The sequence below is a fragment of the Bradyrhizobium sp. UNPA324 genome (assembly GCF_006658635.1).
GTDB lineage: Bacteria > Pseudomonadota > Alphaproteobacteria > Rhizobiales > Xanthobacteraceae > Bradyrhizobium > Bradyrhizobium nanningense.
On sequence record NZ_LFJD01000004.1, the window covers coordinates 6,776,152 to 6,788,322 of the forward strand.

General features: G+C 61.6%; 13 protein-coding genes. 5 read left to right on the plus strand and 8 right to left on the minus strand.

All coding sequences use genetic code 11. The features are described 5' to 3' along the window. Positions 1 to 805 precede the first annotated feature (805 nt). Positions 806 to 2,386 carry a glycoside hydrolase family 17 protein gene (locus UNPA324_RS32525; protein WP_246667313.1) on the plus strand — a complete coding sequence of 527 codons (1,581 nt, stop codon included), beginning with the start codon at positions 806 to 808 and terminating at the stop codon, positions 2,384 to 2,386. A 52-nt stretch (positions 2,387 to 2,438) separates the two neighbouring features. Here the strand turns inward: UNPA324_RS32525 and UNPA324_RS32530 are convergent, their stop codons facing one another. From UNPA324_RS32530 to UNPA324_RS32540, 3 genes are all read right to left on the minus strand, one after another. Further along, positions 2,439 to 3,278, minus strand: coding sequence for a universal stress protein (locus UNPA324_RS32530; protein WP_141938094.1), 840 nt, complete (start codon positions 3,276 to 3,278; stop codon positions 2,439 to 2,441). 211 nt (positions 3,279 to 3,489) lie between these two features. Then, entirely contained in the window at positions 3,490 to 3,702 is a 213-nt protein-coding gene (locus UNPA324_RS32535) for a hypothetical protein (RefSeq protein WP_141938098.1), read from the minus strand. Between the two features lie 39 nt (positions 3,703 to 3,741). Then, a complete protein-coding gene (locus UNPA324_RS32540) occupies positions 3,742 to 4,428 on the minus strand; it encodes a CBS domain-containing protein (RefSeq protein ID WP_128916370.1) in 687 nt (228 codons plus the stop codon). Between the two features lie 121 nt (positions 4,429 to 4,549). Here UNPA324_RS32540 and UNPA324_RS32545 point away from each other — a divergent pair, with 121 nt between their 5' ends. From UNPA324_RS32545 to UNPA324_RS32555, 3 genes are all read left to right on the plus strand, one after another. Further along, on the plus strand, positions 4,550 to 4,990 hold the full coding sequence (locus UNPA324_RS32545; protein WP_141938101.1) for a baeRF12 domain-containing protein: 441 nt from the start codon (positions 4,550 to 4,552) through the stop codon (positions 4,988 to 4,990). 295 nt (positions 4,991 to 5,285) lie between these two features. After that, entirely contained in the window at positions 5,286 to 6,107 is an 822-nt protein-coding gene (locus tag UNPA324_RS32550; protein ID WP_128916368.1) for a universal stress protein, read from the plus strand. A 24-nt stretch (positions 6,108 to 6,131) separates the two neighbouring features. Beyond that, positions 6,132 to 6,320, plus strand: a complete 189-nt coding sequence (locus UNPA324_RS32555) for a hypothetical protein (protein ID WP_141938103.1) — start codon at positions 6,132 to 6,134, stop codon at positions 6,318 to 6,320. On the opposite strand, the gene ppsA is transcribed toward UNPA324_RS32555, so the two are convergent. The 3 genes from ppsA to UNPA324_RS32570 all read right to left on the minus strand — a co-directional run bounded on the left by ppsA (position 6,317) and on the right by UNPA324_RS32570 (position 10,749). Then, positions 6,317 to 8,737: a phosphoenolpyruvate synthase gene (ppsA, locus tag UNPA324_RS32560; protein ID WP_141938105.1), complete on the minus strand. Its 2,421-nt coding sequence runs from the start codon at positions 8,735 to 8,737 to the stop codon at positions 6,317 to 6,319. The genes UNPA324_RS32555 and ppsA overlap by 4 nt on opposite strands. 88 nt (positions 8,738 to 8,825) lie before the next feature. Next, entirely contained in the window at positions 8,826 to 9,767 is a 942-nt protein-coding gene (locus UNPA324_RS32565; protein WP_141938107.1) for a 1-phosphofructokinase family hexose kinase, read from the minus strand. A gap of 259 nt (positions 9,768 to 10,026) precedes the next feature. Then, positions 10,027 to 10,749 carry a c-type cytochrome gene (locus UNPA324_RS32570; protein WP_141938109.1) on the minus strand — a complete coding sequence of 241 codons (723 nt, stop codon included), beginning with the start codon at positions 10,747 to 10,749 and terminating at the stop codon, positions 10,027 to 10,029. A gap of 112 nt (positions 10,750 to 10,861) precedes the next feature. Between UNPA324_RS32570 and UNPA324_RS32575 the strand changes: the two genes are divergently transcribed. Then, positions 10,862 to 11,620: a CBS domain-containing protein gene (locus tag UNPA324_RS32575; protein WP_141938111.1), complete on the plus strand. Its 759-nt coding sequence runs from the start codon at positions 10,862 to 10,864 to the stop codon at positions 11,618 to 11,620. Positions 11,621 to 11,658: 38 nt separating this feature from the next. On the opposite strand, the gene UNPA324_RS35460 is transcribed toward UNPA324_RS32575, so the two are convergent. Both UNPA324_RS35460 and UNPA324_RS32580 read right to left on the minus strand, forming a co-directional pair. Beyond that, a complete protein-coding gene (locus UNPA324_RS35460; RefSeq protein ID WP_164935848.1) occupies positions 11,659 to 11,805 on the minus strand; it encodes a hypothetical protein in 147 nt (48 codons plus the stop codon). A gap of 28 nt (positions 11,806 to 11,833) precedes the next feature. Continuing rightward, a complete protein-coding gene (locus tag UNPA324_RS32580; protein WP_128916362.1) occupies positions 11,834 to 12,034 on the minus strand; it encodes a hypothetical protein in 201 nt (66 codons plus the stop codon). Positions 12,035 to 12,171: the final 137 nt, after the last annotated feature.

Here is a 12,171-nt window from a genome sequence, read left to right on the forward strand (position 1 = left end):
CCGCGACGAGAATGACGGCGAGCCGGGGAAATACGCTGCAATGCCGGAAAATGCCCATGGGAAAAACCCAAGCCCACATCGAGCTTCACCGCCTTGATGCCAGTCAATTGCGGTGATTGCCGACGGTTGGATGAGCCCAGCGTTTTTTTGCCCGGGATGTGGTCGTCGAAACCAGTGACGGAAATTCAATCTGCCCGGCCGCGTCCGGTTTGACGCCGGCGGCCGACATCACGCTAGAATTGGTGTGGTTCAGCTAATGGGCGATCCGCTCTCTTGTCAGGCGTGAGATCGCTGCTGTTCAGAAGACGAATGAAGTGGTCGGCGTTCGCTTTCGCAACAAATCGGTGCAATGGACCTCCGTGGTCGAAGCTCCAACCCACGGCCCATTTTGCAGCGGGACCGGGGAATAGGACATATATTTTCCAAAAGCTTCCTCACGTCCGCGTGAGAGCGAAAAGACCATCGGGTCATGGGGTATTGCGCTTTAGGCATGGGGGAGGTGAGATGGGCGCGTCGACATCGCGCCGATCCTGGAGGCCCGGAAAAGCCACAACGAACATCCGCATCCTTGAGCCATCTCAATTTGAGCTTGCGAGGCTATTCTAGATTTGATCCGATCTAGCAAGGCGGGCTGCGCCCATGTTTGAGAAATGAATTGAAGATGCGACGCGCCCGCGATATCGCCGCGCTCGAAAAGCCGCGCCTTGCAGGTGATCGGCTGGTTTATCGTCGAAAGGCAAGCTGGTTCACGACGCAGCCGCTCACGCCGGCAGGACGGCGCGTCAATTCTCTCTATATTCCGCTGATGCTCCTGCTGACGTCGCTGGGGGCAATCGTCGCCGTCTGGTGGTGGTTGGGGATGCCGGTCAATCTGGTGCGCGCGCCCATCGATCCGACCGACAAGGTACAATGTATCTCATACGCTCCATTCCGCAACCATCAGACGTCACTTTCACCCGCCACGCAGGTATCGCGTGAACAGATCGCGGAAGATCTCGCGCAACTTGCCGAGATATCCGACTGCATCCGTACCTATGCGACCGATCTTGGTCTCGACCAAATCCCCGAACTTGCATCCAAAGCGGGGCTGAAAGTCATCCAGGGAATCTTCCTCGACAAGGATCAGCAGAAGAATCGGACACAGATATCGACGGCGATACGCCTCGCCAGGGAATATCCCGGGACCATCATCGCGCTGGTGGTCGGCAACGAGACATTGTTGCGCAAGGATATCACCGTATCCGATCTGATCGCCACGCTCCGCTCGGTGAAGGCGCAGGTCAGCGTCCCTGTCACCTATGCAGACGTCTGGGAGCTCTGGCTGAGCAATCGTGAGCTCTACGACGCCGTTGATTTCGTCACGATCCATATCCTGCCATATTGGGAGAACGTACCAATCCCGGCAGAATCCGCTGCCGCCCATGCCGGCGCAATTCGCAGGCAGATCGCGGCGGCATTTCCGGGCAAGGAAATCCTGATCGGAGAGATCGGTTGGCCGAGCCAGGGGCGGATGCGGGAATCGGCGTTACCTTCGCGTATCAATCAGGCACGGGTGGTCTCGGAGGTCCTCGACCTTGCTCGGCGCGAGAACTTCCGCGTCAACCTGTTCGAGGCGTATGACGAATCCTGGAAGCGGGACATCGAGGGCACCGTCGGCGGATCATGGGGCCTGTTCGGAGGCGAGCGGCGCATGCTGAAATATCCGCCCAATATCCCCGTCAGCAACTATCCGCTCTGGAAGCTGCAGATGTGCAGCGGCATTGTGCTGGCGATACTGACCTTCGTCGCGGCATGGTTGACCTTGCGTCGCAGACCGAGGAGGTCCGGCCTGACTTCCTGGTTCGCGGTCGGAATATCGGCAACTGCAGCCGGAATTCTGTTTGGAGTGGCCGCGCAAAAGGTGTTCCTCGAAAGTGTGGGAGTGGGTGGTTGGCTGTTGTGGAGCTCTCTTCTGGTGGCGGCGACGATCTCGCCGGTGCTTGGCGCCCACGGCCTGATGTCGGGCCGCCCGCCGCCCAGTCTACAGCAACTGCTGGGTCCCAAAGGCTACTGGACTGAATCGATGTTGCTGAGCATTTACGGCCTCGCCTTGATGGCAACCGCCGTGATCGGAGCGGCGACGGCGGTCGCGCTTGTTTTCGATCCGCGCAATATCGACTTCCCCTTTGCCGCGCTCACCATGGCGGCGGTGCCCTTGGCGGCCATGACGCTGCTCAATTCGCCCGACAAGGGAAGCCGTCCTCTGGCGGAGTCGCTGTTCGCCGGCGTGTTTGTCGGGGCGGCGATCTACGTGGGCTTCAACGAAGGGCCGGCGAACTGGCAGGCGCTGTGGACGTGCGCGGCCTACCTTCTGCTTGGTGCCTCGCTATGGCGCGCGCGGGTCTGAAAGCGGGTCCCACGCGGGAGAATAAGATGTTTGGGAACCGCCCGGATGCCGACTAGTGCGACATCAGGACCGGCACCGTCATGGTCTTCAGCATCTCGCGGGTTACACCGCCAAGTACTCCCTCCCGAAGGCGGGAATGTCCGTAGGCGCCCATGACCAGCATGTCGAGATCTTCATCGGCGGCCAACGAGAGGATCGATGGCTGGATCTCGGAATGCTCTGCCGTCAATTCGATCAGGTTCGTCGTCAGCCCGGTGCGTCCGAGGCGTTGCACGAGCTTCTGCGTGGCTGCTTCCGCGGGAACTTCGGACTCGTTGATGGAGATGGCGACCACCGCGTCGGCACGAGACAAGAACTTCCGCGCATCCCTGAATGCGCGACCTGCGAGCCGGCTGCCATCCCAGCAGATACCGATGCGCCTGGCCTTGAAGGAGCCGTGGAAAATGTGGGGCACGAATAACACGGGGCCGCCGGCTTGAAGCAGAACGTCCACGACCGTCGTATTGTCGAACGAGTCCAGCGCGGTGTCCGGCTGTAGGACAACCGTCAGATCGTAGAGACGGGCGGCCTCGCCCAGAGCAGACGCAGCTTCGGTTGGAGAATTCTCGATCGAACGGCATTGATAGGAAATTCCTGCCGTGCGCGCCGCCATCTCGAACACCGAGAGTGCCGTCGTGCTGCGCTCGGCGGCACGCTCCTGCTCTGTCTCGAACAGTGCCGCGACGGTAGCGGCTGCTCCGCCGTCGACGACGAATGCGCCGCTGGCCGGAATGTAACCAATGGCAATGGCATCCACATGTGCGTCGAACGCCAAGCCCAGGGAGATCGCCGCGTCGACGACTGGTCTCAACGCTCGCTCCGTGGGAATGTGTACAAGGATGTCCTTAATCATGCCGCTACCCCTTCGATGGAGGCAGACATACTCCCAGCGTCACAGAGGAACGTCTTGACCTGGGTCAACCGGTGGCGGAGCTCTCCGGTTAGTCTCTTCCAACAAGTCGCTCTGGCATCGCGGCGGAGGAAGAGCGCGGCAGCCGGATATCCGGTCGCAAGCGTGACCGTGCCTCCATCGCCTTGTCCGATCACCTCACCGCTGAACACCGTCAGGAAGGGAAGTCAACCGGCTGCACGTCGAGGCGGTCGGCGTGCAGGGACCAGTCCCGGACGGCGTGAAGCTCACAGAACTCCTCCTTTGCCAGCTGAGCGGCCTCCAGCTCGTCATCGGCATCAATCTCGATCGCGCGCTGACATACTTCGCAGACTTGTCCTTGGTCGCCGACAAGATCCTTCAGAAAGCTGACGACAAAGTGCGGCATGAAATCCCCGTTATGAACGAGCAACCGGTCAGATCTGCGTCAGTAAACGAAGGCCGGGGTTTCGAGCAGGTGATCATTCACGAGCACGACGCCCGGGATCGCCTCGGCCGCCACGCGTATGGCAGTACGTTCCGCCACCGACGGTGCGAAGCCCCAGATGTCGATGACGCCGTTTTGGACCGTTGCGTTGAGGTTGAACGTATGTGCCCAAGGCTGCTTCTTGATCTCATCGAGGAATCGCTTCCTGATGGCTGCGTCGGGAAGCGAGATCTCCAGCTTCGGCCTCGCACTCGCGACGGCTTGCAGCAGGTTGGCGCGGCTGACGATGCCGACGAGCTGACCCTGCTTGTTGACGATCGGCACTCGCTTGATCTGACGCTCCTCGAGCAGCATGGCGATGTCGCTCAGCGGCGTTTCGGGACTGGCCGTCACGACCTCGCGGGTCATGATATCCTCGACTTTGACCGCGTGGGACTTGACGTAGTCAGTCGCCATTTGCGCGTCGCCAGTCAAGAGGCGAAGCCACCAGGCATAAGCGCGCTCCGTGCCGGATTCGGTTCGATGCAACAGATCGCCCTCGGTTACGATTCCCAGGATCTTGTTGTCGGTATCGACGACGGGAACTGCGCTGATGTGGCGCTCGAGCATGATCTTGGCGATCTGGCGAACCGTTGCATGTGCGCCGACGGTCACCACAGGTGAAATCATCACGTCCTGTGCTTGCATGACGAACCTCCATATTGCTTGCTGGCATCTTGCCGTCTTTCTCGCCAGCGGGATTGATCGGGATCAAGGGGCACCTGGACGAGGAGGGTACTTTTCGGCAGGCAAACGGAGGCCGTCCGAAATGACCAGGATTCCGCATCATGCTGTCGTGTTCGTCGGTGACGGTCGGAAGGCGCTTTTCTTACGCAACGAAGGCAACGAGAAGTTCCCGAACCTCAGGGTGGAGGCGGTCTTCGAAGACATGAATCCGCCGGCGCATAGCCAGGGGACCGATCGTCCCGGCCGGGTGAGCAAGACTTCGGGGCATAGAAGCGCCGTCGGAATGACCGATTGGCACGAGCTCGAAGAGCATCGGTTCGTCAAACAAGTTGCGGACGCACTGGAGCAGGTCATCCGCAGCGATCGGTCGACGGCGCTGGTCGTCGTCGCGCCGCCGCGAGCGCTGGCGGACATCCGGTCAGCCCTTCATCCTGATGTAAAGCGCCGCGTTGTCGCGGAACTGGCCAGGGACCTGACCAAGCATTCGGTCGGCGACATCGAAAAGCATCTCCTTGACCGATAATCACGCCGGCCCTGGCGTTGTCATGTTCGAGAGCGGGCTAACAATTGCCGAGCCAGATCGCGATAATCTATCAGGGGACCGCAGGTGAAGCCGCCAGGCGATCCGCCGGCACCGCGGTGATCGAGATCGCCGCGACAAGGATGTACAGGATTGATGTTATCAGCAGCGTAAGAGCAACGATCCCTGCTTTGACCAGAGGTCAGTAGCCGACTGGCGGCAGGATCGCTTGACGTGCGTCAAGCGGATAACTGCGGAAACGCGAGATAAGGGAGCATCCGAGCAATGGAGCAGTGACATGTCCCTGGCCAGCGTCATGGTCTACGTCGATTCCCAGCAGCAGGACGAGGGGCAGATCGCCCTTGCCGAGGGGATCGCGAACAACTTCGGAGCAGCGCTGCTCGGCATCTCGGCGGTCGCGATAGAGCCCCCGTTCGTGGCCGAAGGTGTGATCATCGAACAAACGACCGCGGAGGACCTTGAGCGCATACGAGCTGCCCTGTCCGGCAAGGAGGCCTGGTTCAGGCGCATTGTTCGCTTGCCCAGCGAGCAGGTCGAATGGCGTTGGGCGATCGGCTTTCCGACCGATTTCCTGGTCGAGCAATCCAGGGCTGCGGATCTTGTCGTGGTGCGTCGCAGCCAGCTGAAGCCCAATTACGGTCACTATCTTGATGCTGCCGGGGCCATGTTGCGAGTGGGACGTCCGACCCTCTCGGTGCCGGATGGTGTGACCAAATTGTCGGGCGACCGGATCGTGGTCGGCTGGAAGGACAGTCGGGAGTCGCGGCTGGCGGTTCGTGACGCGCTGCCTTTCCTGACCAGAGCGTCGCAGGTCACGATCGCCGAAATCTGCACGTCGAGCGAACAGGATGCAGCTCATGGCCGGGTGCGGGACGTGGCCAGGTATCTGCAACGGCACGGCGTGAGTTGCCAGCATGAGGTGCGTGTCCATACGACGGAGCCGGACGCGGGCTACCTCGTTCGACTGGCCGCCGACGTCGGCGCCGACCTCATCGTGACCGGGGGATATGGACACAGCCGGTTGGGAGAATGGGTCTTCGGCGGCATGACGAAGAGCCTCCTGCAGCACGCTCCGGTCTGCCTGTTGATGTCGCACTGACGTCTGCGCCACAGGGAGGGTGAAATGGACAAGGATAGTCAAGCGGCGAAGAAAAGCATGGCAGAGCGAAAGGCGGAGGTGCCCGTACCCGTACCTGACCGCAACTCGCGGCTCCTGGAGACCGGGCCGGCCGATCGCGCGATCAAGGATGCCTTAGAGGACGACGAGGTGCGCGAGGCGCTTGGCGTACAGGGTCGGGACAAGCGCCTCTAGCCCGTAGCTCGACGACCTCCACCGCTGTCGCGCTCCGCGGCGCGGACGATCTCGATGGTCCGCAACACGCTCGACGGATTCACGCTGATCGAGTCGATCCCGAGCTCAGCCAGATACTTCGCGATCTCCGGGTAATTCGCCGGGGCTTCGCCACAGATGCCGACGTGGCGGCGGTTGCGCTTGGCGCCAAGCACGGCCATCGACAGCATTTGCAGCATGCCGGGATCGCGCTCGTCGAAGTCGAAGGCTACGATTTCGGAGTCCCGGTCGACGCCGAGCGTGAGCTGAGTGAGATCATTGGACCCGATGGAGAAACCGTCGAACAATTGTGCGAACTGGTCGATCAGGATGACGTTGTTCGGGATCTCGCACATCATGAATATCTCGAGGCCGCTCTCGCCTCGCTTGAGGCCAAGATTTGCCATGGTTGCGATGACCTTCTGCGCTTCCTCGACACGCCGGCAAAACGGAATCATGATCTTGAGATTGGTGAGGCCCATCGCCTCGCGCACCCGCTTCATTGCAGCGCATTCCAGGGCGAATCCTTGCGCGTAGGCGGGGTGCGCGTAGCGCGCGGCACCGCGAAAGCCGAGCATCGGGTTCTCCTCGTGAGGCTCGAAATCGGCGCCGCCGAGGAGGTTCGCATATTCATTGGTCTTGAAATCGGAGAGGCGCACGATCACCGGCCGGGGATAGAACGCCGCGGCGATGGTGCCGACGCCCTCTGCAAGCCGCTGGACGAAGAAATCGGACGGTTCCTTGTGGCGAGAGGTCAGGAGCTTGATCTTCAACCGGTCCCGCGCTGAGGTCACCTTTTCGGGGCAGGCCAGCGCCATCGGATGAACTCCGATGTGCTGGTCGATGATGAACTCCATTCGGGCAAGGCCGACGCCATCGCTCGGCAAGGCGGCGGTCTTGAACGCGACCTCGGGATTGCCGAGGTTCACCATGATTTCGGTGCGAGGCTTCCGGACGCTTTCGGACGCTGTCCGTTCGACCTCGTACGGCAGGGTCCCCTCGAAGACGTGACCAATGTCACCTTCCGCACAGGACACCGTCACGGCGGTGCCCGTCTTCGCTTTCTTGCTGAAGCTGCCTGTTCCGACCACGGCAGGCACCCCGAGCTCGCGTGCGATGATGGCGGCATGGCAGGTCCGGCCGCCATGATCCGTCACGATCGCGGCGGCGAGCTTCATGACGGGCTCCCAGTCCGGTCTCGTCGCCGTCGCGACAAGCACCTCGCCTGGACGGAATTTCCGGAGCTCCCGCTCATTCCTGATCAGTCGGACGCGTCCTGCCGCGATCTTTTCCCCGACGGCGCGGCCTTCGGCCAGCGCCGTTCCGGTCTTTTTCAGGACGTAGCTCTCGAGCGCTTCCGGCTTGCGGCGGGAGGCGACCGTCTCGGGCCGGGCCTGGATGATGTAGAGCGAACCGTCCCGGCCATCCTTGGCCCATTCCACGTCCATCGGAGTCGGCTTGCCGGACTTTTGCGAGTAATGCTCCTCGACGAGCAGCGCGCACTCGGCGAGCGTCAGAACTTCGTTGTCATTGATGCAGAATTGCTGACGCTGCTTCACCGGCGTCACCAAGTTCCGGGTCGCATTGTGCCCGCGGCCATAGACCATCCGCTTTGCCTTGGATCCCAGCCGGCGCGACAAGACGGCTCTGAAGCCGACCTTGAAGGTCGGCTTGTGAACGTAGAACTCGTCGGGGTCGACGACCCCTTGCACGACATTTTCGCCCAGCCCGTAAGCGCCGGTCACGAACACTACGTCGCGAAACCCGGTCTCGGTGTCGAGCGTGAAGGTGACGCCGCTGGCTGCGAGGTCCGAGCGGACCATCTTCATGACCGCGACCGATAGTGCGACCTTGAAGTGATCGAAACCATTGTCGATCCGATAGGAGATTGCACGATCCGTGAACAACGACGCAAAGCAGCGACGGCAGGCCTCCATCAACCCGTCTGCACCTCGGATATTGAGGAAGCTGTCGTGTTGACCGGCAAAGCTTGCGGTCGGCAGGTCTTCGGCCGTGGCCGAACTGCGGACCGCGACCGCGACGTTGCGTCCGTATTCCTGCTCCAGCTGCCGGTAGGCCTGTTTGACCTGATGGCGCAGATCCTCCCGGTCCGTTGCCTCGTAGACGATCGCACGCGCGGCAGCGGCGCGACGGGCAAGATCGGCAATCCGCCGCTTGTCGATCCCGGCGAGAAGGGAGCCGAGCCTGTCCCACGCGCCAGCTTCGGTCAGGGCGTCGCGATAGGAGGCCGCCGTCAGCGCAAAGCCGTTCGGGATCTTGACGCCCTCCGGCGTCAGCGCCGAATACAACTCCCCCAGGGAGGCGGTCTTGCCTCCCACCAGCGGCACGTCGGCAAGACAGATGTCCCTGAACCAGCGAATGTAGCTTGACGGGTCCATCGCGCATTCTCCCGCGCTGCAGATAGGTCCGGAAGTCAGCAATTTTCCCGCATCTCCGCACCATCGGATTGCGAAAGATCAAGATCGGTCAAATTGCCGTCGAGAGAATGACCTGCTCGGCGAGACGTTTGACGTCGTCCGGCCGGCAGAGTTCAGTGCCGGGATTGAGCAGGGCCGCGGCGCCGGCGGCAACAGCCTGTCGAAAGCAGTGTTCCAGGCCGGATCCGGACGCGAGCCCGTAAACCAGCGCGCCGAGAAAACTGTCGCCTGCGCCAACGGCGCCGAGGGGCGTGATATCGAGAGGTTTGGCGCGTAGCACCCGGTCGCTCGTCACCAGCGCAGCGCCGAGATGTCCCATGGTCAAGGCGACCATCGCCGCTTTGCCGGCGCGCACCAGCGTTCTGGCAGCAGCTTCCCATTCGGCGGCGTCAGACGACCCGCGGCCGACAAGCTCGCGCATCTCGCGCAGGTTCGGCTTGACCAGTTCGACTCCTTCCGCCACCGCGGCAACCAGGGCCTGACCGGAGGTGTCGAGGATCATCTTGGCTCCGCGCTGTTTGACGATCCTTGCGACCCTTGCGTAGAAATCGGCGGGCACGCCGGCCGGCAGGCTTCCGCTCGCAACCACGAAGCGAGGGAACGGTTCGAGCGCCGCCAGCATCGAAAGGCATTTCTGCCATTCGCTTTCGGCGAGAGGCGGGCCCGGCAGGATGAATCGATAGGGTTGGCCCGTGCTGATTTCGCTGACGAAGAAATCTTGTCGAGTCTCGCCCGCGATCGGAAAGGTCAGGCTTTCCACATCCTCTTTGTCCAGCAATTGATGCAGCAGATCTCCCGTAAGGCCGCCCGCCGCATAGAGCGCAGTGGCGTTGCCCCCGAGGCGCTTGATGACCCGCGCAACGTTGATGCCGCCGCCGCCGGGATCGCGTCGTTGGCCGATGCCGCGCAGCTTGGCGACAGGAACGATCCGATCCACCGATGTCGACACGTCAACCGCTGGATTGGGCGTGATCGTGAGGATCCCGACCATCGGCTTAGTCCTTGACGTTCGCCCCGGCCCGGATCGCCTCGATCTGGAAGCTCGAGGTCGAGACGCCCCACCGAAATGAATTCGCTGCCGGCACGCACGCTTGAATTGAGAGAGCGGCTGCGTCCTTTGTCGTCATGTGCCTGCCTTGTGATGGCGCGGTTCAGATCGTGATCGGTCCACATTGCTGCACTTTTCCGATCAACGCTTGATGGAGATCAACCGCCTGGTCGGCAACGAGGGGTGCTGGAACAACCGCGTCCTAGCGCGGCAGGCCGGCTCTCAACGCTTCCAGGTACGCGACGATCTCATCGACCTGATACTCCGCGAGCCGCGGGTTCGGCATGGCTTGGTCAGGTCCGAGCCTGCGGTGGCTCGACGTCAGGAATTGCCTGACGTTATCGGCGGAGAACGAGGGGCGGTTGATGATGTCCAGGAAGCTCGGTGCCGGGGGGCGTGACGCCGGCGCTTCCCTGGCGGCATCTTCCACGATATGGCATGTTCCGCAGGAGGCATGGGTTAGTGCCCGGCCTTCGGCGACCTGATCGACGAACAACTGATTGGTGACAGGTGGACGAACCGGCACCTGGATGGTGATCGCGGCGTAGCCACTGACCCTATGGCAAGTGTTGCATTCGTTGGTCAGGGCTGAATAGGCTTTTGTAAACGCAGGCACGTCTTTCTGCTGGATCGCCTGGCGTACGGCTTGCAGCTGATCCCTGGCAGGAACCATCCGCGATGGGTCGGGCAAGAGCTTGCCGGTGGCTTCGAGATTGGCTTCGATCCGCTGGATTTCATAGCTGGCCAAGCTCCAGTTGCTGAGCTTCCCCGCAAACCAGAGCTTGGCATGCTGCAGTTGAAGCCGGGTCATCAAATCGGAGAGAGCGGCAGAGACGTCGACCGGTGTTGTCGCGGCTGGCGCTGCTGCGCTCAGCGCCGCAGCTGCCGCAAAGCTTGCGGCCATGAACAAAGCTTGCAGTCGCATGCTCAACGTCCCAGATCTGACAGCAGCATGGCACTTGATCGCGGGTCGGCGTTGATCTTGATCAAGACCCTATCAGGGACGGCGACTACCTGTTCTCTCTGGAGATGAAGATATGCGCGCGCACCAGATAATGTCCCGGCGGGTGATAGCAATTCGCCCCGAAGCCTCCATCGCCGATGCCATCAAAGTCATGCTGGCTCAGCACATCAGTGGGCTTCCGGTCATAGATACGGCGGGTAAGCTCGTCGGCATCATTTGCGAAAGCGACTTCCTCAGGCGGGCCGAGCTGGACACGGAGCACACCCGCAACCGGCTGCTGACCGTCCTGCTCGGAGCAGACCGGGTCGCGCGTGAATTCGTCAAGGAGCATGGACGCAAGGTCGAGCAGGTGATGACGCGTGATCCCGCGACGGTTAAGGAAGATACTCCCCTCGCGGAGATTGCCGATTTGATGGAGCGCCGGCACCTCAATCACGTCCCGGTCATGCGCGATGATCGCGTTGTCGGCATCATTACCCGGTCTGACTTCCTGTCCGCAGTCGCCGGTCCGCTGACCGGCGCACCCGGCTATTCGGAAGACGACAATCAGACCCGCCGCACGGTCCTCGCCGCGATGGCCGGGATGCCTTGGCAGCCCGTCGGTTTGAACGTGAGCGTCAGGGACGGCCTGGTGACGCTGCGCGGCGTCGTCAAGGGCGACAACGCCCGCCGGGCGGCTGTCGTGGCTTGTGAGAATGCTTTGGGAGTTCGTGGCGTCGATGACCGCCTGTGCCTTCAGTCGACCCGTCCAGATCCGGAGGACGACTACGGCGGTGGCGATTTCGTCTCGCTGCAGGCCGAGCCGTCCACGCTGGACGATGAGCCGTTGTAACCCCGCCAATGGAGACCGGGATCCGGCCTAGCGGTCTCCTAGTCTTCCGACGCTTGAGGGAGCCGGCCGGTGGTCGAACGGATCCGCTGCCTGATCGGCTTGCCCATCGAGGAAAAATAGAGCGCGAGTTCGAGGACGCCATACATCGCGAAAACCATGAGCGCCTTGATTGCTTCGTTGGTCATCTTGATATCCTCCAACAGCCTTTCTCAGCTAACGTTGCGCGATCCTGGTCAGAACGTGGACCTGGTGAGGCTGGTGGACAGCCAAAGTCTTCGGCTTCGACACGTTCATGTCAGGATGGTTCAAGTGGACGCTCAGCGCGGTTGTGGCGATCGCGATGCCGGCAAGCAACCCGCTGACGACGACCTTCAGATGTGTTGTCTTGTCCGCAGTGTAAATCGAGTGATTCATTGCAAGCCCCTGGCTGGTGCGTGCTTATAAACCCCTTCTAAGCCATAAATTCTCTGACCGAAATTTGGGGGCTTAACCTAAGGAGATGTCCGTAGCTGCACGGGAGAGACAGCGGAGATTGCCCTGTCGAATACCGT